Here is a 22083-nt window from a genome sequence, read left to right on the forward strand (position 1 = left end):
AACAACAGGACTGGTTATAAGATGAATGACAGAGAAAAAATTAGTTTCGGACACGAACACGGCAAAAACTCTGAAGCTCTGGAGCAAGCAGCAGCAGAGCGAAGAGAACAATTGCAAGAGAACCTAGCCGAAAAGGCCGGCGAGCAGTCGCACGAGAATATCGACGAGGCGCGTCACGAAGCCCTAGAGCAAGCTTTAAGCAAAGAAAAGAAGGAGGAGTCCCCTTCGGAGCATCAACCTTCTCCAGCTGAACGAAGACGAAACGGTCCTATTGGCAAGAAGGAGCGAGAAGCGAGCTTTACCTCAACAATGCGAGAAGTACAGGGCCAAATGTCGGGCCCTAGCCGTGCCTTCAGTAAGGTAATTCATAACAAGACAGTAGAAAAAGTAAGCGAGGCTGCAGCAGCAACCGTTGCCCGTCCAAACGCAATACTCTCAGGAGCTGTGTTGGCTTTTATCCTCACCCTTGCTGTTTATATTGTCGCCAGGAATATGGGGTATGTCCTCTCAGGATTTGAGACAATTGGTGCATTTATTGTCGGCTGGATAATCGGAGTCGGATATGACTTCCTTAAGGTTATGGTAACGGGACGCAAATAGCGCCCCGTTCTTTTTTACGACTATTATAACTATGTGTCCCTATCGAAGCTTGATAGAAATCTCACTATCAGGGTTCTTTTTATCACCTCGAAGGTGCAGCCTATCGTCATCTAGCGACTGAGATTCGGGTGCAACGATCGCTCCAGAAGAGTTCTGGGGTGACTGGGTCAGAAAGGGATTGGGTGATGTGTCCATAGGTGGCAACGGCATAGTCGTAGATGCCGCCACAGGCCCTTCCTGAGCACCAAGACGCGAAGATGAGTTCTGGGGCGTCTGTACTGCTGTCTTAGGCCCAGGCCGCCCTTGCGGCGCCGAGGATGGTGTGTTGCCTATTTGCTTTCTCTTAGCTAGCCATTCGTCTAGGAACGAGGAACTTGAACCAGATGCGGTCGTAACGCCCGTCATCCGTTGCTGTTGTAGTTTTTTAGCTGCGTCCGCCTTATTCTTACGCTCAACGTCCCCCGCCCCGAGACGCGTAAAGATGTCTTTTTCAACAACAGCGCGTGGCTTGCCATATTTGGCCGCCGATAGGCGTTTAAGTGCATCGCTTAGTTGTGCGTTCGTTTGGCCCATTGGTGGCAAGAATGACATACTAAATGGCGCAGACGGCACGTTATTGATCATGACACTCGTTACAGACTGATAGTTAGGCATCTTCGTCAAATCTTCAGCATCAAACGTAGGAGAGAACTTTTTAACAAGTAGCTCGGCATCAGTAATACCAATACGCCCGCTTATAACCGTTCCCACGTTACCGATAATTGCCTCTCGAATTTTGTCCGTTAATTGAGTCATAAACTGGTTACCTAGAATAAGATTGAGACGATACTTCCTTGCCTCAGAAAGAATCGACTCGAAACTCTCGGTTGCAAAGTTCTGAAACTCATCCACATACAACGAAAAGTCTTGGCGCATATCTTCGGGGGTATCCGCTCGCCCCATGGCAGCAGCCTGAAATTTCATTACGAATATAATACCGAGAAGCTTCGAGTTTAATTCACCCATTTTACCCTTGCTCAGGTTTACCAGGAGAATTTTTTTATTATCCATAATATCCCGAAGATTGAACCCACTTTTCGTCTGGCCAATGATATTACGCATAGCATCGTTAGATATAAATGGACCAAACTTACTTACAACCCAGCTAACCACCTCACCTGATTCATTTGATTTTTGTGATTGAGGAAATTCCTTCGTCCAGAAATCTAACACTGTCTGATCGGTAACGTATTTAAGCTTGCTCTTCATAAAGTCTTCATCGATAAGCAACTTTGGAATATCAATGAACGTACCACCATTAGGGTCGGACATGAGTAGTAGTGCACAGTTACGGAAAATATGTTCCAAGCGTGGACCAACAATACCTGTGTGACCCGGGTCGTATAAACCATACAGCATATTAATAGACTCTTGCACTAAAAAGTCCTTCTGATCTGGTCGATCAAACTCGAACATATTTAGGCCGATTGGACTCGACATGTCGCCAGGATTAAAGTAAATAACGTCTTCAACGCGCTCTTTCGGAACCTTACCCAAAAGCGCCTCAACAGAATCCCCGTGCGGGTCAACAAAGGCAAAGCCGCGGCCGTCCATCATATCTTGAAATGCAAGGTTTTCAAGAAGTACAGACTTACCTGTACCTGTCTGTCCAATAATATACGTATGGCGGCGGCGATCGTTCGTACTAAGTCGGATTGGCTTTTTAACCCCTCGAAACTCGTTGTAGCCAAGCAGAAACCCTTCTTCCATAACTTGTGTAGGTCCATCAACCTGCTTCGACATTTGGCGTTGAACCTGAGATGTTGGTATCGTGCTCTGGCCAGGAAGGTGGAAGATAGTCGCAAGCTCTATGCTATTAAGAATGTTCTGGGTTATTGTTTGCGGGAAAAATCTGAAAATGTACGCCGTCACAAGCTCCTCGACATTCTTAGTAACGGCAAACTTGAAGCCATTGTAGCTTGGCGAATCAAACAAGGAGAATGCAGCCACGACGTTCTTCAACAAGGTTTGCGAATGCGACGCTGTATTTGAGGAGACAACGACACGAATGAGCACTTCGTAAGCTGGATAACGCGTTTTCTCCTCTATTGCCTCTACCGTTGCTTGCTCCAAAGATGTCAGCTGCTTATCTTCTGGTTTCAGTTCACCCTCTGCTGGCGGTTTCCATAGCGCCTCCATTATATCTTTGGCGGCAACAACGCCCCCAAAGCCAGCTTTCTTGCGGCCTTTATCCTTAGTAATTTTTTCAACAGCGCTAATCGAGTTTTTTACCCAGCCTTCGCGCGCAGGCCGAAGCATCAACTGAATCGCTACGCCATCATCACGACTCGCAGCCGACAACGCGTTAAGAAGGGCTCTGGAAGCGTCACGCTTCGTGTCTTTAAATGTAGAGATAGGATAAACGTAGTGTTTTTTAAGGGTGAATTCTCCACCGATCGTCCCACTCATCTTTCCAACCTGACTAAATATATTATGCTCAGTCACCTCTTCTAATCGAGCAGACGGATATGCCGCAGCCACAGCCTGGCTTACAACGTCAACAAGGACCGATGGAACGACGGTATAATAGCGAATCAACCCTTCGTTGGCAATAATCTCAAAGGAGAGATGGCGTTGGCCGTAGATCTTACTCTTAAAGCCCTTGGTTGCCGTACTAGCAATAATGTTATACATAACCTGCGCCTGCGACAAAACTTCTTCAGTCAGGTCGCGCTCGTCACGTCCGTTTACTTCTATATCATCACTCGAAGGCGGAAGATGAATAAGCAAAGGCACCATTTTAAGGCCTCTTTCATAGTTCTTTGCCTCCCTTAATGTCTTGCGGTACTGAGAAAAAACAAAAATTCCAACCGCAGACCCAAGAAAGACAAAAACGAAGATTGTGATAAAAAGCCCTGCCATACTCTATTCCTTCGGAGCCCCGAGTTCCCTGCCGTAACGCTTACGCAAATAGTCAGCTTGCAACTTTCCAACCTCTTGCTCGCGCCTATATGGATCGTCTTTCGTCGCGACAATGATCTGCTTAGCCTTGTCTACCCATTCGCGCTCAATAAGATCATCATCATTAGCCACCAGCGGCATAGTGTCGTCTGCAGCTGTTGTTTGCGTTGTACTATCTTGTAACTGGGGAGTCGCCACAACAACAGGCGGAGGAAGTATAGGCTGAACCGCCTCAATAGGTGATTCGGCACGTTGCTCAATATTCTCAAACTGTTGTTCTTTGCCCAATTCCGGAGTAAATTCGAACGGAGCTCTTTCTACGTTCTGACCATACGACACCGATGGTCGCTCGGGGCCAAGATTAGGTGAAGAGAGTTTCGGTTCCATATCTGTAATTATAGCATAATCATTTAATCTTAATATGTATATCTAGTTTGTTCTTTTCGAAATATAAATACAGGCTATCACAACAAAAATTACAACAAGTAGAAGATCGTATATGCCCACCTCCCCTACGGACTGCATACCAACAAGCATCACTGGTGCCAAACCAATCACAGACGAAAAATAATATGCACGTCGAATCGTCAGAGCACGTAGCGGCTTCTTAACAGTAAAGGGCGACGACAGCTTAACAACCAGCTTACTTATACCGAAAAGTAAAAAAGTCAGCACACCAAGTACCGACACATATATCAAAATAAAAACAAAAAGTATTCCAACAGGCCCAACTCCGGCCGGCTGCGTTGCCAGCAAAAAAATAGCTAATGCGACAATCGCCACAAACACACTTAAAGCTATCGTTCTACCCAACATATTCCCCACTATACCACCAAAAGAGTTAAAAAAGAGAGCCCGAGTAGCAAACATATGTGTTCTGACAGCTACAACCGCCGCTGTATTAAAATATTGGGCGCGTGTGTCGAGAACTGTCCGCTACTGCGGGCAACTGACCGCTCCAGGAAAACCTGGGGCATAGTTCTTACACTATTTTCCGCTAGATCTACGACAAGATGCCGCCAATCTATGTACTCATACGTGTGCGCTCAACGCCGTTTTGGCGGAGCATCGGCAACGCCACAGCGCATATAAGGTGCGTGGCCCATTACAGGTCATTGTGTTTCTTACGCGTGTCGCTACCGAATTTCCGTCAAAACAGAACTATCGGTCAGTATCTAAATTGTCAATGTTTTTGTGCTTTTTTGTTTTTGCTAAAAGCTATTTTTACATTAGCATTTTAAATCGACTTTTTCAAGTATTTAGATAGTTAAGATTATTGTTATAAAAACATCAAATACATTATTGTGTTCAGTTATAGGTGTTATTGTAATCATGTTGTATAAAATATAACGATGATATTATAACAATAGTCAATTCATTTTCTTTTAATAATCTGCGGCAATAACTGTATGCGAGCAGTTATTAAAACTCTCGACCATCGCAAATACAAACGAAGCCCACCACTCCAAAACTTTGAAGTGGCAATTTAAAATAGTACGCCCAAGACAATGGCTAACAATTATTGCAACCGCCCACGCGAGCCAATTTTCAATCGATGTGCGGTAGCTGCGCCTACAACAAGAATATAAAACGCCTATTCTCAACCCACTGAACGGGCTGCATGTTTTGCATATAGCGTCTTGTTGTTTTTATGCACGCTATTCCCATTTTTTGAACTCACAACTTTCAAATTTTTTGCATTCAGAACCACACGAACCCTCTTCTTTTTGCAGACCTAAAAATCAATCTATATTTTTTGTCATGGATAAAAAATATATACACTTATTAGGTGTATGTATTTCATTTTAAAAGGTTACGCTGAGGTTATCCACACGTGGTATTTTTTACTGAAAGTTTTTTTACGAATATTGTTGACACAAGCGCTTTCTCGTCATAATATAGGGGTAGCTTCTGAATAAATAAATTATACAGAAGCCAAAAATAAACAAGATTTCAAAAACTCCACACAAAACAACCACTACTCGCAGGTGGTTGTTTTTTAATGATAAATTTTTACATAAACCTAAAACAAAAAACCGCTTACGCGGTTTTCTTATATTCAAATTGGTGGAGCTGCGGGGCACTGCCCCCCGGTCCAAAAGGTAATGGATTATTCGTCTACAGGAATAGTTTGTCTTACGTAGTAACGACGCAACGAGCTAAAAAACAAACATAAATACTCGTATTGCCGCGCGGTAAAATGTCTTCCTACTGCGCCGCTGCGCATAGTAGAAATAAGTGACATGATGTATAACACCACCAGCCGCTATGTCACCTGCTGGCTAGTCGTGATCGAGCGTATTAGGCTGCGATTGGCGCAAATGCAAAGTTAGGAGTGAAAACACTCTTTACCTTAGCAACTGCTGATGCAAGTTTGTTTGCAATTAAAAATATACGTAACGTGTATAGTCGACCTGCAGAATAATCTATTAATGTCCCTCTGTCGAAAGCTAAATTCAGCCCCAACATGAATATACTTATTATAGCATTGTTTACAGCTCTATACTAGTGTGGTTAACTACAAGCATTATGGCAGATGTAGCAAAGATATTATCGGTCGCTCCGGTGGGTTTTGAGGGTCACATTATAGAGGTAGAAAGTGATACAGCCAAAGGATTGCCCTCCCTCCAAATAGTCGGCATGGGCAACAAGGCGATCGACGAAGCGAAGGAGCGCGTCAGAAGCGCCATCACTCATTCGCTACTTGAGTACCCGGCACGCCGAATCACTATCAACCTTGCCCCTGCTGAATTACCTAAGGACGGCTCCCACTATGACCTCCCAATGGCACTCGCCATACTTGTCAGTAGCGGCCAACTACGGCAAATAGAGGTTGAGGATGCAGTTTTCGCAGGCGAATTGGCACTCAATGGCGATCTCCGCCCTATTAGAGGTGTCATTACCGTTGCAGAAACAGCCAAACGAGCTGGCATACATCGCCTTTTCCTTCCAACTCCCAATATTACCCAGGCGAATCTTGTTAGCGGAATAGAAATTGTAGGCGTCGATTCGCTAAAATCACTCTTCCTTCACCTCAAGGGCGAGACAAAAATCGTAAACCAACCTCTCGCCACAAAAGCACCCACCCAGAGCAAGAACACTTCGCCGTTGCTAGATGATGTGCATGGTCAAGAGCAGGCCAAGCGGGCGCTTGTCATTGCTGCCGCAGGTCACCACAATATTCTGCTTACAGGCTCACCAGGGGCCGGCAAAACAATGCTGGCACACACTCTTCCCGGGCTCCTCCCTGCCTTATCTTTTGATGAGCAGATCGCCGTCACTAAACTTCATAGCCTTGCAGGTGAGTCTATAAATGAAATAATCACCGTACGACCCTTTCGCTCTCCTCATCACACCGCTAGCAGAGTTGCCCTTATCGGAGGTGGCTCAAAACCTCGTCCAGGTGATATAAGTCTTGCCCACCTAGGTGTACTGTTTCTAGATGAGCTTCCAGAATATCCTCGCGCAACACTAGAATCGCTTCGACAACCCCTCGAAGACAAGAAGATTGTTATAAGCAGGGCCGATGGGCATGCGACATATCCAGCCGATTTTATGCTTGTTGCTACTATGAACCCTTGTCCATGCGGCTTTTATGGTGATAGTACGAGGGAGTGCAACTGTTCGAGCACTCAAATCCTCTCTTATAAGAAACGTCTTTCGGGACCGCTTCTTGATCGGATTGATCTCATCGTGAACGTTTCTAGGGTTCCAAACGCAGAACTTCTTAAAGATACTTCGTTGACTAAAAATCAACACAATCAAGCAATAAGCATAATCAATATTGCCTTCAAGAAACAAGTTAACAGATACGGAAGTAGTGTTAAAAACAACAGTAATTTATCTGGTCGAGAAATAAAGAAGTACCTACAGCTCACCCCTGATGCAACAAGCCTTTTGACGACCGCCACAGATCGCTTAAATCTCAGCGCGCGTAGTTATTTTAAGGTCATTAAAGTTGCTCGAACTATCGCGGATTTGGACAACCAAGACGAAATACAGCAGGCTCACATTGCCGAGGCGCTTCAATATAGACAAAACGCTTGAATAACGGTGGTGTATCTGGTAGAATAGTCAACGAGTAACGCTTTAGAATTGCACGCTCAAATAAGGAGAGTAACGATCAATCAATCAATTCGCATCAATGAAGCAATCCGTTCAAGTGAGCTCCGAGTAATCGGGCCCGACGGAGAGCAGCTCGGTATCATGAGTCGTTCCGACGCACTCAAAGCTGCCGAGGCGGCGGGAGTTGATCTCGTTGAGATCTCACCTAACGCAGCACCACCTGTTGCAAAAATAGTGGACTGGGGTAAATACCAGTACCAAAAAATGAAGGAACAGCAGAAAAATCGCAAGAGCAGCAAGCAAAGTGAGCTTAAACAAATGCGATTTGGCCTAAAGATCGGTTCCGGAGACCTTGAAATCAAGCTCCGTAAGATCCGCGAATTCCTCGTTGCTGGCCACAAAGTGCGTATTCAAATTTTCTATAGAGGTCGCGAGATGGCCCACAAGGAATTAGGATACGAGATGATTGATCGAATCATTGCCCTTCTTGAGAATGATGCAATTCTAGAGCAAAAGCCTCAGATGGCTGGTCGCAATCTGAGCATAGTAGTAAGGAGTAAATAATGCCAAAAATTAAGACCCACAAAGGTACCGCGAAGCGGATTAAACTTACCAGCACTGGTAAGTTGACCCGTCGTCGTGCGTTCGGCGCCCACTTCCTCGCGAAGAAAAGCAAGAGCCGCAAACGCGCAATCAACACCACTGCAACCATCACCGGAAGCATGGCACGAAACGTTAAACGAGCTCTAGGAGTATAATATGCGAGTAAAACGAGGCGTCACTGCACGCGCAAAGCACAAGAAGATTCTTAAATTAGCAAAAGGCATGCAACACAACCGCACGCGCTCTTTCCGTCTTGCAAAACAAGCCGTAATTCGCGCTCTGCAGTATGCATACCGTGACCGCCGCAACAAAAAGCGCGATCTACGTGGTCTTTGGATTACACGTATTAACGCTGCCGCTCGCGAACAAGGGACCACTTACGGTAAGCTGATCGCCGGCCTAAAAGCTGCAAATATCGAACTTGACCGTAAAGTTCTTGCCGAAATCGCTGTTAATGAGCCAAAGGCATTCGCCGAAATCGTAAAGAGCGCAACAAAAGCTTAGCATCGTTAATCTCCTTACATCAAAAAACACCGCGTTGCGCGGTGTTTTTTGATGGCAGTTCGTCGATAAGCCGGGTTCTGTCGTGGACGATCATCTATCTAGCCTTGCAGTTGCCTACAAGATCGAGCGGGTAGCGACCTACGGACGGACCATCCTGTATGTAGATCTCCTTGCAGCCGACAGGGTTTACCTTCTCCGCATGTCACCATGCGTCGCTGTGAGCTCTTACCTCACTCCTTTCACCCTTACCTCGGGTTGCCCCGCGGCGGTTTCGTTTCTGTGGCACTTTCCCTAAGGTTACCCTCGGTCGCCGTTAGCGACTGTCGTGTCCTATGCTGCCCGGACTTTCCTCTTAAAAACAGTGTCTTCAAGCGATCATCTAACGAACTGTCCTCTTTATTATACCCTATTCAGAGATATGTGCATTAAGGATTTTATTTACCATACCATCAGCCAACTGATTAAACTCTCGTTTTACATGGGTAAATGTTACTTTATCGAATTTCGTTAATAATTCACGAATACGCTCGTTGATAGGCCAGAGCTCTCGATTCTTGATTTGATAGATATTATTTAATTGATTCACGACCAAAAGACTATCTAATCGAAAATCCACAGTTTTCGCACCGATCTCTAACGCCTTCTCCAAACCTAAGCGAACCCCATGGTATTCAGCCTGGTTATTAGTCGTCACCCCTAAATACATACCCCCTTCGTGAATGACATTCTCGTGGTCGTCCATAACGATAAAACCAGAAGCAGATGGACCGGGATTCCCCCTGGATCCACCATCGGAATAAATGATAACGTGCGATAGATTCGTTGTGTCAACGACATCTTTTCCAATTAATTCTTCTTTTTTAACAGATTGAATCGTCTGTTGTGATATGCCCAACAGTATTTTTGTCGATTCAGTCAAATCATCCTGTTGTATATCTGACATCTTTTTCCAAAAATAGTGATCATAATCTTGGCCTAGGACAACCTTCGATCCCGCGCCCAAACTTACAAGATAAAGAATAAAGACGTATTGCGTATCACGATCGTCATGATCAATATAGGTCAGGACGTCGAACAGCTGGGTTGTTTGGATGGTGAGGTCGGCAGTCTCTCGAACATAGCGCAGAAGCGCATCTTCGGGTTGCTCGCCATATTCCAGCTTACCGCCTGGTAATTCATATTTGCCCAGGATACTCGGCCGGCCTGTCGACCTCCGCAGAAGAAGGGTTTTATCATCTTTTCGGATAATGGCACGGACGGCGATTCTTTGGTTCATTGTTTGCCTTCTTGTTTTGTTTTTATTTATAAGATCACAGGATTACTAACATAAAGTCCCAGTACTCACTCTCGACGCTTGATATTCCCCCGCAAGTTGCAAGGTGGGTGTCCTCAGCCTACTTCCACGGAAGCAGGCAATTTGGACTCCCTATCAATATGATATTCAGGAAAATCATGCACGCCAAGAGATCTTCCTGGGACACTCTTATTATACCACTCAGTTCTTAAGAGAGGCCGAATATCCAGGCGAATATATCGATGAAAAAGCCCATGCCACTCAACATGAATTGCCCGATTAACGGACTGGCGACTATAACAATAATGAATACGAGCATTATTCCATAACGCTCGATCGCCTCCATGCCTCGGCGTGCAAACTCAGGGGCTAGCGCATAAAGAACCCGCGAACCATCGAGGGGCGGGATTGGAATCATATTGAATATAAAGAATCCTAAGTTAACAGAGACCGCAGTCATCACAATAGAGGCAAAGAGGCCTGTTTCTGGAGCGCCAGCTAATACATACACGCCAAATACAATGAACGCTATCAGAAGATTAGTAAGCGGTCCTGCAATCGCAACAAGAGCCGCGCCCCACTCGTCGTACCTCACCCTGTTCGGATTGAAAGGAACGGGCTTCGCTCCACCGAATATAGGAGCCCCAACGATCGCAAGCATGATAGGAAGAAGGAGTGTCAAGAAAGGATCTATGTGCTTTACAGGGTTGAGCGTTAAGCGCCCTTCTAGCTTTGCCGTGTCATCACCTAACCAATACCCTACAAAAGCGTGCATCGCTTCGTGAAGCGTCATTGAGAGCAAGATAACAATAATAACAGTAGCGATCCCAAAAATATCCATCTTCCCTATTGTACAGTATTATCCAGGGTGTATTGTTAATATTCTGATTCGTCGTAGTAAAATTCACGTTCGGCAAACGTCTGTCCGGAGTCCATCAACTCCATAAACTCATCGACGCTATTAAACCTTTTTGGCATTTTATGGAACTCGCCAACCGTCATCCACCTATTAATACCGCCCTCGAACGATTCAAGCAGTCGTCCTTCGTATTTTGTCGCATATACACAGAGGAAAATCTTATCTTCGAGTAACTTACCCGTCGTTTTGCTAAAATCTCGCTTGTGATACAAAAGCTTATATTCGAAATCAGCCTCAAGACCCGTTTCTTCCTTTAGTTCACGGTTCGCAGCATCGAGGACAGACTCGCCCCAGCGCACTTTACCTCCAACACGCCCCCAAAAGTCATAGTAGGGATTCTTTTTACGCTGCTGGAATAAAAATTCGCGCTCACCGTTTTTATTGCGTCGCTCAAGCGTAATAGCAACCGAAACTTTAGGCTGTTTTTCAATTGAGTTATCGTCGGTGTCCATACGATTAGCGTATTCTTTACCCTTGTGAGTCAACTTATACTGCTTATCAGATTTATCGACATACCCCTCGTCGACAAGTTTTTTGACATGGAAGTTGAAGTGATCACTTGTTAAGTTAGTCGCCTTTTGAAGTTCCGAGAAAGTTGAATGTGGCAAAAAAAGCAAGTGCCGCAATATCGCCACTTGCGCCTCATGTGTGTTTGGTTCGTAGCTCATGACATCTCCTTTGCATTAGTTCTTACGTAAGCATACCTAACTATTCGTACATTTATCTAGTAAAGTGCACTTCACCTTGACGAAAATGCCCAAAAGAGGTAAACTGATACAGATTGTAAAAAGTAAGTGGAAGTAATAAATTATGGCAGCACGATGTGAACTCACCGGAAAAGGCAAGCAATTTGGCAACAATGTCAGCTTTTCTTTGCGTCGCACCAACCGCGTCTTCAAGCCCAACCTCCAGAAAAAGACATTCATGGTTGATGGTCAGAAGGTTACGATGATCCTGAGTACTCAGGCTATCCGTACGCTTAAGAAAAAAGGCATTCTAGCTAAAGCTAGCTAATTCCACTCTTAAAAACAAAAAACACTTCCTTATCGGAAGTGTTTTTTTGATTCACATGGCATCTTAGCTACGTGTAATCTCAAGAATTGTTAGTGTTTCAGGCAACGAGGCACTCGACTTCACTTTATACTTTGATGTCGTCTCAACAGGCGCCCCTAGTTCTTTTTTGAAGGTATCAAGCGTATCCTGAGGTACTTCGTAAGAGATACTGGCATCTGCGTAGTGTGTTGGGATAACAACGCGCGGGTCAATCTGGCGCACAAGTGACGCTGCAGATGTTGCATCTAGCGTATAACCTCCGCCACCAACCGGAATAATGAGCATATCAACAACACCAAGGACTTCAAGCTGCTCTTCGCTAAGTTTTGGTGCAATATTACCAATAAGCGCAATGCGTATGTCGCCTACTATAATACGGTAGATTGTTGATTTTTTCTCATCAGACTCAACGTCGATATGTCGGGTAGCGCTTGTCCCCTTGATAGAAAAGTCACCTAGTTCATAGTCGCCAGGCCCTTCTATGCAAAGCTGAGCGTCTTTGCCATTTGTCGCAAATCGCTCTTCTGTTGCAATTTCAACAGCCTCTTTAATGTTCAAGTCCTTGAGTCCAACAACAGATAGTTTTGGATCGATAAGTGCGGTAGTTTTCTTTGTTGCAATAACAACACCATTAGCACCCTTATATTCTATATCAAACATTTTATATCTCCTTACTGCATTTTCAGTATATTATCGGTATCAAGCAAGACTGCATGTTTTCCATTTAGTATCTCTGTTATAAAGCGATCTCGGACACTCAGCCTGTAGTAGAATTCGTCGTAACTCAGAACACTATAATTGAGCTCTCTCGCTTCATCCTTTTCAATCTGCTTTACAACATTCTTTATTTTAACCGCAGGTGCATCGCCTACAAGAAGCAGATCTACCGCCGAAGCCGACCCCTTCACGAGAACACCAGCCAAAACCGCAAGCCGGATACCACTTAGTTCTTCAATTAAGGAACTCCACGGCAAGCCAGCCTTAGTCACCCCAGCTTCCATATGCTGGTCGGCAAATATTGCACGAAATGGCACATAGTACTCATATCGTTGGTTCACCTCGTAATAAAGCTTGTTATCGGCGCTATCGCTTGTAATCACGCCCACCTCGAGCATATTTGAAAGCTCACGACGCACAGAGTTAATCTGCTCATCGATAAGTCGAGTTATCTCGCGGACATAAAATGCTTTTCCTGGATTGTTCAGGAATAGATGTAGCAATTTCACCCTCGTTTTTGATCCAAATAGTGCGTCAATCATATGTTTTCTAGAGTAACTTTCGTGTTCTATAATATCATGCTTTATCTGCTTTAGCGAGAACCTCTGTAAGGTACTCTTTAGCCTTGGACAGGTCGCACCATTGTATATAAGAATTGCGGCGCATCCAAGTAAGTTGGCGCTTTGCCAGGCGCCAATCAGACGTAGCAAACTTTTCTTTTGCGTCTGCAAGACTAATGTTACCCGCGATGTACTCGCGAATGATCGGATAGATATTCCCCGTCATTGCTTCACTTTCCCAGCCATATTTTTTGCCCAACAAAATAGCCTCATTTACAACATCATCGTTAAACATTTGTTCGGCCCTATGCTTAATTCGTGTTCGTAGAATTTCCCTATCCGTTGCTATTCCTACAATAATGCTTGTGCTTATGGGTTCGCTCCTTCTCTGTGACACAACTCCATTTTTTTCGATAGCACGAATAACGTACCGTTTGTTTTGTTTATTTTCGGGTAGTTCTATGTTGTGTTTAATGCAATATTTATGCAGCTCATCGATCGACATATTATCCAAATCACTCCGCATAGTGTCGTCGTGCGGCGGACCAAATTGGTAGTCGAAAAGAACAGCATCCGCATACAGCCCAGTACCCCCCACAAGAAAAGGTATGTGTCCTCTTTTGCGTATCTCATGTATTTTTTCTTCTGCGTATTTTTTAAAATCCACAACAGTATACCGCTCGCCCGGCTCAACTAAATCGAGCCCCCAATGAGGAACCCTTGACTGCTCTTCGATAGTCGGCTTCGCGGTTCCTATGTCGAGCCCTTTATAGATACTACGCGAATCGGCGCATATTATCTCGCCCTTAAATCGTTCGGCGAGCTCGATAGCGAGCGCCGTCTTGCCGCTCGCCGTAGGGCCAACAATTGCGACAAGCGGAAGCTCACTATCTAGATACTTGGCTTCCATCGATGCTCCTCAAAATTATCAACAATAAAATTCGTACAAGTTAGCCCTTCGGCACGAAGTAGCTGCTCTTGCACCTCCCGTCCACCATGAAAACCTGAGGCGAGCCCACCAAATCTGTTCACAAGACGGTGCCACGGGAGTTCAGTCGGTCCATAATGAGCAATTCCGCCCACGACACGAGATGCATGCGCATGCCCTGCTAGACCAGCAAGGTCACCATAGGTTGTCACCTGGCCTTCTGGTACTTGCGCCATAAGATCGCAGACGCGTTTTTGAAAATCGCTCTGAATACCCATAGACTAGATCTCTTGGAGATACTTCGCAAGATCACCGAGCGCGATCTTTTCTTCACCCGATTGGGTACGGACACTCACTTCGCGTGTCTCTTTATCTTTTGGACCTACAATTAACTGCACTGGTATCTTCCAGGCTGTTGCCTCGCGAATTTTTTTGCCTAGCGATTCGTTACGATCGTCTCTGCTAAAGCGTATTTCGTTAAAGCGTACCGGAGTCATAAGAACCGTGTCTCGAAGCACTTGTTCAATTTCGGCAACGTAGTCGAGAACTGTGTCATTGATAGTAAGAATACGAACTTGTTCTGGAGCGGCCCACAATGGAAACCAGCCTGCTGTATGTTCGATATAGATACTAAGGAATCGCTCAATAGAGCCAAGCAAAGCACAGTGGATCATAATCGGACGCTGCTTAGTACCATCCTCGGCGGTGTACTCAAGACCGAATCGCTCCGGCTGGGCGTAATCTAACTGGACAGTTGCAAGCTGCGTTTTGCGCCCAAGGGCGTCGGTCGCCATAAAGTCCATTTTTGGACCATAAATAGCCGCCTCACCAATACCTATCTCGTACTCAAGGCCAAATTTTTCAGCAAGAGAGTGGATTGAGTTTTGCGCACTCTCCCACACCTCGGGCGATCCAAGATAATTATCGGCATCGTCGCGGAACGAAAGTCGAAGCGATAGCTTGAGACCAAGTAACTCGTACATCTCCTGTGCACTAGCGATGAGCTCAGAGAACACCCCCTCAACCTGCTCTTCAGTACAAAATACATGAGAATCGTCTTGCGTGATTGCGCGAACGCGGTTCAATCCACCAAGCTCTCCGCTTTTTTCATCACGGAAAACAGATGTAGTTTCAAGATATTTCACAGGCAGTTCGCGGTAGCTACGTGGGCGTGCGGCAAAAATCTGCGTGTGATGTGGACAGTTGACCGGCTTTAATGCTAACTCATCACCAGATTCGGTCGAAGTAAAGCGAAGTAACTCCGGAAATTTCTCGAAGTGTCCAGATGTCTTATAAGTATCGAGCTTCGCGATGTGAGGAATCCACACCTTCTCATAGCCATTGCGAATACGATAGCTCTGCGCAAGGTCGTTTATCTTATCACGCAGTACCGTGCCCCTAGGCGTAAACATAGGGAGTCCCGCGCCGATAAGCTGAGAGCTTGTAAAAAGATCGAGCTCCTTGCCAAGTTTACGGTGGTCGCGAAGTTTCGCTTGCTCTATCATTTCAAGATAGTTATCGAGTTCTTCTTGCGTTGGAAAAGCTACGCCGTAAAGACGCTGCATTTGAGGATTTTTCTCATTACCTCGCCAATAAGCACCCGCTACACGTAAAAGCTTGAAGGCTCCAACGTCCTTGGTGTTTGCAACATGTGGACCACGGCAAAGATCGGTGAAATCACCATTTTTATAAAATGACACTTCACTAACTGCAGCGTCGCCTTCTGCGATCGTTCCAAGTTCATCGGCGTCAAGATCTTTAGCTACTGTAGTCCCGGAGCGCTTAAGGTCGTTGAGAAGCTCTTCTTTGTATGGCTGCCCACCTTCCTTCGCCCACTCAATAGCCTGGTCGACAGGCATAGTAAAGCGCTCAAAATCTTGACTCTCGCTAATGATGCGGCGCATTGTTTTTTCGATTTTACCAAAGTTAGCCTCAGAAATCTTTTGATCGCCGAGGTCGATATCATAATAGAAGCCGTTTTCTACCACCGGCCCAATTCCAAATTTCGCTTCTGGCCATAGGCGCTTTACTGCTGCCGCCGTAACATGAGCCAAACTGTGTCGCATTGCGTGTAATTGTTCGTCGTTCATTGCTCTCTCCTTTTTTAGTAATTAAAAAAACATGCGATGACTGATTTTAATAAGAATTAAATTCATATATCGCATGTCTCGGACCCTTGCGGGCGGTTCCACCGGACTTCCTGATCTGTTCAGGCGCTCAAGATACAACGTTTCGTACGTCGCAACACCCACGGAACTCGACGGATGGTTAGACCGTGTCATCGTTCACCCTGTATCATACAACAAATAGTACGGTTATTGCAACGCCCGCCCCTGTCTGGTATGATGTGTGGAGCTGAGGGCGATTAGCTCAGCTGGCTAGAGCGCCACATTGACGTTGTGGAGGTCAGAGGTTCGACTCCTCTATCGCCCACCAAAATGAAGATCACCATTGAGGGTGATTTTTTATTTCCACATGCCTTATGGAGTTTTCCACGTTGTTTAATACCCTATCCAGCCTACGCATATCACATATATGGTATAGTGAGCGAACTAGCGACAGTTGACATTTTATTATGTTTATGCTAATATCTAGATATGGCTAAAGATAGTACCACCACACCATCAGCCCTAGAAAAGTACCATTTGTCTTTCGAATACGATATTTCCTGGAAAGACGCTAAAAAAGCTATTCGTATTCGTACGCACAAAGACTAGCTTTTCTATACGCTTATTATCCGAATACCTTCGACATTGTTCGAAGGTATTTTTTATCCCCTGTTTTTGGTTATGTTTTTCCACTAGTATTTTTAATAGCCGTATGTCAATATATAGACATGTTTTGCATAAATTGTTTTCACAAGAACACCACGGTCGCCAATACTCGGCCAAATAAAAAACAACCCCAGATTTGGCGCCGTCGACATTGTAGCGAGTGTGGTGCGACGTTCACAACTTACGAGCGACCCTCTCTAGCTGATAATAAGCCCGTTATACAACCATCCGGCGAAGAGGTCTCGTTTAACCTGGGTAAACTTATCCTTAGCATTGCTAAGGCATTCACTCATGCTCCAAAAGAGGCGGAGCTCAATTCTTACTGGCTTGCACAGACTGTAGAAGATACTTTATCGACCGAACAGAAGGTTGTAACAACCGAGGATATAGAAGCCACTACACACGCTGTACTACAGCGCTACGACGAAATGGCGGCAATACAGTACGCAGCGCAACACCGGCTTATTTCTTCAGTGAGACGGCGTGGGCGGCCTTCTCTGCGCGAGCACGGGCCACGGAAGCATGCGTAGCTTTCTCGGTAACATCGAACTTGTCGAGATACTTTCCCAGCAATAAATGTGTTTGTGCATTAAATGCGGAGGCAGCGCTGTATACGATTGCAGTAACGGGCATAAGACCCCACTGAAGGATCATTCCGACCGTGCGACGCCTTTTATACCTAGCAGGTCGCGGCGGTAGCATCTTGAAGCCCAGGAATACGGTGATAAGCAAACCAATCATTGCAACGCGCTGAACGCCGCTAATTACCTCTGGCAATTGGTGAGCGGCTATGTCGCGCGCAGCTTCGCTGTTAATAAGAAGTGGAACCCATCCACCAACAGCTACCAAGATTGAAATACTGGCAAGCGTAACGTGACCATCGATCAGCCTAAAGAGGCGTGCGAGACCGGCACCGAGCGGCACCTGGCGATGTTTAGTAAGAATACGGGTTGCAACATAAGGAATGTCGGACGCACCGTATGCCCAGCGACGCAGCTGCTTGAATTGAGCCTTTAAGGTTCGCTTGTAGGTATCGGCAAGCACGGCGTCTTGATAGATCGGCACGTAGATTGGCGTGACTGAATAGTCCCCTTTAAAATGGAAATAACTACGCCAGTACTGATGGCCGTCCTCCACAATCGAGCGTGAGCTCCAGAAATTCATCTCGACAAGCGCATCCATAGGTTGAGAATGCGAGGCAAAGTTACGCAGCGTATGAGGACGCATGGAGCTGATGATATTCCAGAAAGAGTTACCTGTCGCGAGCACTCGCATAGGTGCAGGGACATCCCAAATATTGTTCAAAAAAAGTGACACCGGCTGGTACGCAAGTTTCTTGCGGTCTTCGTGAATAATATACTCGTAAGCGACATAGTCGAAATACGATGCATGCGGCCTATTGTCACAGTCAAGCGTCGTGATAATCACGTTTTCATAAGGAATACTCTGCTCTTTAATCCATTTTTTAAGGAACTGGCCCGCATAATTGATGTTACCGCCCTTGCCCACAACCTCGTTTGGCATGTCACTAGGGTGCTTCGTGATATGAAAGGCTTTGAATTTACTACCATATTTTTTTTGAAGCTTTTTTGCCGTCGCTTCGATGCCTGGCCCACCCCGTTCCTCGTACGTAAAGACGATGATGAGCTGATCGTTGTTGTATGTCGTATTAAGGACCGATTGTATTGTCGGCTCTATAACTTCGTAGGATTCATTATAGGCTGCGATGATTACCGCGTGATAAAGGCTTGAGGGCTTGGGAAATTTTGCTTCGTTAGTTGCTATAACGTGAAGGTTTTCTTTATGTTCTTCAAAACCAAAGCCACCCGAATGAACTTTTTGCTCTTTTTCAAGACTCTCCCTTGGGGTTTCCAGCTGCTCCAGACGCGCATGCCAATTGACGTTTTGCGCCCTATCGAGACGGTTTCTCCCCGTAATTGTATGAACGGCGATACCAACAGCCTTCACGAGGACAGTAATGATAAGCAAAAGAAGATATACCGCTGCCGCAAGCGGGCTCACAATTGACAGTACGACGAGCAGTATAAGCATACCGTAGCTCAAAAGCGCAGGCAGCATTTCAAAAAAGCGATATGATTTTGTTCGTTTTCCCAGGGGTAGTTCAAGATCGGCCATATATTAAAGGAAGGCAACCTTAAGTACCGACCATGCGATAAACCAAGCAATAATAACAAGAAGAAGACTGAGCCATACGAACGCAAGAGCGATCTCTCGACGACCCTGCAAGTATAATTTAGCGACCAGCGCCGTATGAGTAACGGCAACAATGATACCAAAGATGATAAATGACACAAGATAGTACCATTTCTCTCTGTAAAAGCTCGTCTCGCCAAACGCCGTATAATGAACGGCTACCTGTAGGTCGCTTGGACGAAGAGACGTGCCTACGTACACACTATATGCGAGGCAGAAGATAATAAATACAATGATCAGTACCGTCATAAGACGATCTGAGAGGATTGGTTTGATAGAGTTAAATAGATTCGTTTTCATAATTTATACCTGGTGCGGGTACAGAGAATCGAACTCTGCTCTCAACCTTGGGAAGGTTGCATATTAACCACTATACGATACCCGCCTGGATCATGGAGCCGCTGTCCGGATTTGAACCGGAGACCTACGCTTTACGAAAGCGCCGCTCTACCAGCTGAGCTACAGCGGCACAGGTGGATCCTTGATATTATATCACTCCACCACCTTAAATTAAAAGGTATCAAAAGAGTTGCCACGGAGGCGAAAAACTGCTATCATGTGGGAAGCTGAAAAGCGAGTGTGCGCTCGTAGTGAAGGGGTTATCACGCCTCCCTGTCACGGAGGAGATCGCCGGTTCAAATCCGGTCGAGCGCGCCAAGTGAAATTATATAAAAGAAATCTCATTCGAGATTTCTTTTATTTTATTCTGCCCTACTTCGCAACGTCATCGTAACGGCTAGTCACAAAGTCCCAATTTACGACATTCCACCATGACTTCACGTAATCATCACGCTTGTTCTTGTAATCTAGGTAGTAGGCATGTTCCCATACATCAAGACCAAGTAACGGCGCATCAAGACCTTGCATAATAGGCGTGTCCTGATTTGGCGTTGTGATAATTTCGAGATCAGGCTGCAACCATGCCCAGCCGCTACCAAATACTCCGAGTGATTTAGTTGTAAATTCATCAACGAAACCTTGAAAACTTCCGTATTTCTCGTTGATTTTGACTGCTAATTCCCCCGTTGGCTCACCGCCGCCATCAGGAGACATCCACTGCCAAAAAAGTGTGTGGTTGTAATGGCCACCACCATGGTTGCGAACCGCCATGCGCACCTCTTCTGGCAACCCAGAAATATCCGTCAGAAGACTTTCGAGCGGCCTGTCTTTGAGCGCCGGCGCAGCATCGAGTGCCGCGTTCAACTTATCGACATACGCCTGGTGATGTTTGTCGTGATGGAGCTTCATGATGTCTCCGCTGATATATTTCCCTAATTGATCGTATCCATACCCTAAGTCTGGCACTACGTACATAAACTATCCCCCTTTATTGTTGCGTTTGATCCTCTACGGTTGGAATAAAGATGTATTCATTAATTTTGTTGTCTTTTTTTAGCTGGGCAAGTTTTTCGGTAAACGCCGTAAGCGGGACGCGCAAATACTCATAACTCACCTGTGTTGCATTTTTCTCTATAAGACGAACAAAGTAGTACCCGTCACCTGTTGTCGTTTTGATAACGGGCGATATAGCCCCTTTTTCGAGTTGAGCAGCAGCCACACTGAGTCCACCGTCGCGGTTCGTCCGAGGCACAAGACCCGAGGTTCCAAGAGTAATCGCAGAAGCACCCTCGCCGCCTAACTGTGATGCAACTTTATCGAACGAGGCACCTTTGGCTTGCAGTAGTTCGGCTGCCTGCGCTTGTCGTTCTTTTGCCTTTGCGTCGATAGCATACGCGACATCCTGGCGAATTAACTTGTTTCTCGCGTCTTGGCGGTATTCGCTAGCGCTCCAGCCAAGAATACTTAATGCCGATGCATCGTATGTTTCCTGAGAGATACGACCATTCGCTGTATTGCGGTCGTTGTCGATAACTTCATCAACACGGCTTTCGTCGACAGTGATAGCAAGTTCACGGGCTAACTTAGCTGCATAGGTATCAGCAATAACCGTATCCATAGATTTGCGCTTAATGTAATCAAGCTGACGCTTGCCGTCTTCGCTTTCTAAATTAATTTGTTCACTCGACTGTAGGTAATGTGCCGAGCTGTTAAAGTACATTAGATAGTCGCCGTAGCGAACAGACTCGCCGTCGACAGAAGCAACAGGAAGCGGCAATACGCGAGTCACTCGATAAAAGAACGTGCTAGTATTTTGGACAGGATAGAGCTGCCACCAGCCAATCCCCGCAATAAGAACGAGTGCACCAACCGTTACTAAGATGGTATTGATAACAAGGCGGTGCCTCGCATATTGCATAGGATACTTGAAGCGGCGTCCACCCGCTAAAATACGCTCGCGATGCTCTGCAACAGTTTCGTTGGTAATGCGCGTTGGAATAGCTGTTTTGCTAGCTTTTTCACGCCGCTTAAACTGTAGTTTCTTCATAATCTCCTTGCTGGTCTGTCATTGCTGCAGACACTGCGTCCTGAAGCTTGTTATAGATTTTATCAGGATGCTCTACCTTATTGATAACAAGGTCTCCGACGAAAGTTTGAATGACAATAGTGCCAAAACCAAATATTTCGCCAGATAGTCCGGGTATATTATAGCTTATGTTTTGGATCTTTGACAGCCGCAGCTCGACCACGTCTTTACCAAAGAAGCCGTGCTGGGTTATCTGACGAAGCCGCTGGTCGGTAACGATGTAGACCGTAAAATACCACATAATAAAGTGATACGAGAACAGGATAAGGCCTACCAAAAGCCCGGCAATCGGCAGCAAGAAAAGTTCGAGTGTCGTTTGCCAGATAAGCGGTGGAATAGACGAAATCGCAAAAGGTATAAGAAGAAGATAAAACCCCTTCCTCATTGCGATGATATGCCGACGAAAGACAAACAAAAGGACTTCGCCGTCACGTTGCCCGTCGAAATCAAGCTGTGGAGTGTCTTCTTTGGCTTGTTTTGTCATAAT

The 22083-nt window shown here is 45.7% G+C and carries 22 protein-coding genes, 4 tRNA genes and 2 other RNA genes; 8 read left to right on the forward strand and 20 right to left on the reverse strand.

All coding sequences use genetic code 11. From position 1 onward, the window contains the following. The first annotated feature begins 21 nt into the window (after nt 1–21). Nucleotides 22–600 (forward strand): hypothetical protein, encoded by a 579-nt coding sequence (locus HZB75_04375; protein QQG50736.1) that lies wholly within the window; start codon nt 22–24, stop codon nt 598–600. Between the two features lie 39 nt (nt 601–639). Here HZB75_04375 and HZB75_04380 read toward each other — a convergent pair whose 3' ends face one another. The 4 genes from HZB75_04380 to ssrA form a co-directional block, all read right to left on the reverse strand. Then, complete coding sequence (locus HZB75_04380; protein ID QQG50737.1) at nt 640–3501, reverse strand: TraM recognition domain-containing protein; 2862 nt, start codon at nt 3499–3501, stop codon at nt 640–642. 3 nt (nt 3502–3504) lie between these two features. Next, complete coding sequence (locus tag HZB75_04385) at nt 3505–3927, reverse strand: hypothetical protein (GenBank protein QQG50738.1); 423 nt, start codon at nt 3925–3927, stop codon at nt 3505–3507. Between the two features lie 42 nt (nt 3928–3969). Next, nucleotides 3970–4356 carry a hypothetical protein gene (locus tag HZB75_04390; protein QQG50739.1) on the reverse strand — a complete coding sequence of 129 codons (387 nt, stop codon included), beginning with the start codon at nt 4354–4356 and terminating at the stop codon, nt 3970–3972. 1249 nt (nt 4357–5605) lie between these two features. Then, nucleotides 5606–6004, reverse strand: a transfer-messenger RNA (tmRNA) gene (gene ssrA / locus HZB75_04395). 65 nt (nt 6005–6069) lie between these two features. On the opposite strand from ssrA, the gene HZB75_04400 reads away from it, so the two are divergent. The 4 genes from HZB75_04400 to rplT are packed head-to-tail and all read left to right on the forward strand — an operon-like array spanning nt 6070 to nt 8712. Next, nucleotides 6070–7587: a YifB family Mg chelatase-like AAA ATPase gene (locus HZB75_04400; protein QQG50740.1), complete on the forward strand. Its 1518-nt coding sequence runs from the start codon at nt 6070–6072 to the stop codon at nt 7585–7587. Nucleotides 7588–7635: 48 nt separating this feature from the next. Further along, nucleotides 7636–8169, forward strand: coding sequence for a translation initiation factor IF-3 (locus tag HZB75_04405; GenBank protein QQG50741.1), 534 nt, complete (start codon nt 7636–7638; stop codon nt 8167–8169). Continuing rightward, nucleotides 8169–8363: a 50S ribosomal protein L35 gene (gene rpmI, locus HZB75_04410; GenBank protein ID QQG50742.1), complete on the forward strand. Its 195-nt coding sequence runs from the start codon at nt 8169–8171 to the stop codon at nt 8361–8363. Before HZB75_04405 ends, rpmI begins: the two co-directional genes overlap by 1 nt. Nucleotide 8364: 1 nt before the next feature. Further along, the gene (rplT, locus tag HZB75_04415; protein QQG50743.1) at nt 8365–8712 is read left to right on the forward strand and encodes a 50S ribosomal protein L20; all 348 of its coding nucleotides are present in this window, start codon (nt 8365–8367) and stop codon (nt 8710–8712) included. A gap of 50 nt (nt 8713–8762) precedes the next feature. On the opposite strand, the gene rnpB is transcribed toward rplT, so the two are convergent. The 4 genes from rnpB to HZB75_04435 all read right to left on the reverse strand — a co-directional run bounded on the left by rnpB (nt 8763) and on the right by HZB75_04435 (nt 11593). Beyond that, nucleotides 8763–9103, reverse strand: an RNA gene (gene rnpB, locus HZB75_04420) — RNase P RNA component class A. A 15-nt stretch (nt 9104–9118) separates the two neighbouring features. Next, complete coding sequence (locus HZB75_04425; GenBank protein ID QQG50744.1) at nt 9119–9988, reverse strand: reverse transcriptase-like protein; 870 nt, start codon at nt 9986–9988, stop codon at nt 9119–9121. 226 nt (nt 9989–10214) lie between these two features. Continuing rightward, nucleotides 10215–10847 carry a site-2 protease family protein gene (locus HZB75_04430; GenBank protein QQG50745.1) on the reverse strand — a complete coding sequence of 211 codons (633 nt, stop codon included), beginning with the start codon at nt 10845–10847 and terminating at the stop codon, nt 10215–10217. Between the two features lie 35 nt (nt 10848–10882). Then, nucleotides 10883–11593, reverse strand: a complete 711-nt coding sequence (locus HZB75_04435) for an NUDIX domain-containing protein (protein QQG50746.1) — start codon at nt 11591–11593, stop codon at nt 10883–10885. A gap of 142 nt (nt 11594–11735) precedes the next feature. Between HZB75_04435 and rpmB the strand changes: the two genes are divergently transcribed. Then, nucleotides 11736–11939, forward strand: coding sequence for a 50S ribosomal protein L28 (gene rpmB, locus HZB75_04440; protein QQG50747.1), 204 nt, complete (start codon nt 11736–11738; stop codon nt 11937–11939). Between the two features lie 63 nt (nt 11940–12002). On the opposite strand, the gene HZB75_04445 is transcribed toward rpmB, so the two are convergent. Genes HZB75_04445 through HZB75_04465 form a run of 5 tightly spaced genes read right to left on the reverse strand, consistent with a single transcriptional unit; the run spans nt 12003 to nt 16273 of the window. Continuing rightward, complete coding sequence (locus HZB75_04445) at nt 12003–12638, reverse strand: MBL fold metallo-hydrolase (protein ID QQG50748.1); 636 nt, start codon at nt 12636–12638, stop codon at nt 12003–12005. An 11-nt stretch (nt 12639–12649) separates the two neighbouring features. After that, nucleotides 12650–13237, reverse strand: a complete 588-nt coding sequence (locus tag HZB75_04450; protein ID QQG50749.1) for a transcriptional regulator — start codon at nt 13235–13237, stop codon at nt 12650–12652. Nucleotides 13238–13271: 34 nt separating this feature from the next. Next, nucleotides 13272–14165, reverse strand: a complete 894-nt coding sequence (gene miaA, locus HZB75_04455; protein QQG50750.1) for a tRNA (adenosine(37)-N6)-dimethylallyltransferase MiaA — start codon at nt 14163–14165, stop codon at nt 13272–13274. Further along, nucleotides 14147–14461 carry a methylated-DNA--[protein]-cysteine S-methyltransferase gene (locus tag HZB75_04460; GenBank protein QQG50751.1) on the reverse strand — a complete coding sequence of 105 codons (315 nt, stop codon included), beginning with the start codon at nt 14459–14461 and terminating at the stop codon, nt 14147–14149. Before HZB75_04460 ends, miaA begins: the two co-directional genes overlap by 19 nt. Nucleotides 14462–14464: 3 nt before the next feature. Next, nucleotides 14465–16273 carry a threonine--tRNA ligase gene (locus tag HZB75_04465; protein ID QQG50752.1) on the reverse strand — a complete coding sequence of 603 codons (1809 nt, stop codon included), beginning with the start codon at nt 16271–16273 and terminating at the stop codon, nt 14465–14467. Nucleotides 16274–16542: 269 nt separating this feature from the next. Here HZB75_04465 and HZB75_04470 point away from each other — a divergent pair. After that, nucleotides 16543–16619: transfer RNA gene (locus HZB75_04470), tRNA-Val, on the forward strand. 800 nt (nt 16620–17419) lie between these two features. Here HZB75_04470 and HZB75_04475 read toward each other — a convergent pair. The 4 genes from HZB75_04475 to HZB75_04490 all read right to left on the reverse strand — a co-directional run bounded on the left by HZB75_04475 (nt 17420) and on the right by HZB75_04490 (nt 19640). Next, entirely contained in the window at nt 17420–19093 is a 1674-nt protein-coding gene (locus HZB75_04475; GenBank protein ID QQG50753.1) for a hypothetical protein, read from the reverse strand. Between the two features lie 3 nt (nt 19094–19096). Then, nucleotides 19097–19471, reverse strand: a complete 375-nt coding sequence (locus tag HZB75_04480; protein QQG50754.1) for a hypothetical protein — start codon at nt 19469–19471, stop codon at nt 19097–19099. Nucleotides 19472–19481: 10 nt separating this feature from the next. Further along, nucleotides 19482–19556: transfer RNA gene (locus tag HZB75_04485), tRNA-Gly, on the reverse strand. 8 nt (nt 19557–19564) lie between these two features. After that, nucleotides 19565–19640: transfer RNA gene (locus HZB75_04490), tRNA-Thr, on the reverse strand. 112 nt (nt 19641–19752) lie between these two features. Between HZB75_04490 and HZB75_04495 the strand changes: the two genes are divergently transcribed. After that, nucleotides 19753–19828 (forward strand) — tRNA-Asp (locus HZB75_04495). Nucleotides 19829–19882: 54 nt separating this feature from the next. On the opposite strand, the gene HZB75_04500 is transcribed toward HZB75_04495, so the two are convergent. Genes HZB75_04500 through HZB75_04510 form a run of 3 tightly spaced genes read right to left on the reverse strand, consistent with a single transcriptional unit; the run spans nt 19883 to nt 22080 of the window. Further along, the gene (locus HZB75_04500) at nt 19883–20485 is read right to left on the reverse strand and encodes a superoxide dismutase (GenBank protein ID QQG50755.1); all 603 of its coding nucleotides are present in this window, start codon (nt 20483–20485) and stop codon (nt 19883–19885) included. Between the two features lie 13 nt (nt 20486–20498). After that, a complete protein-coding gene (locus HZB75_04505; protein QQG50756.1) occupies nt 20499–21557 on the reverse strand; it encodes a SurA N-terminal domain-containing protein in 1059 nt (352 codons plus the stop codon). Continuing rightward, nucleotides 21538–22080 (reverse strand): PH domain-containing protein, encoded by a 543-nt coding sequence (locus HZB75_04510; GenBank protein QQG50757.1) that lies wholly within the window; start codon nt 22078–22080, stop codon nt 21538–21540. The genes HZB75_04505 and HZB75_04510 overlap by 20 nt, the downstream gene beginning before the upstream one ends. Nucleotides 22081–22083 lie beyond the last annotated feature (3 nt).

It is taken from the genome of Candidatus Saccharibacteria bacterium, from assembly GCA_016432585.1.
Classification (GTDB): domain Bacteria; phylum Patescibacteriota; class Saccharimonadia; order Saccharimonadales; family Saccharimonadaceae.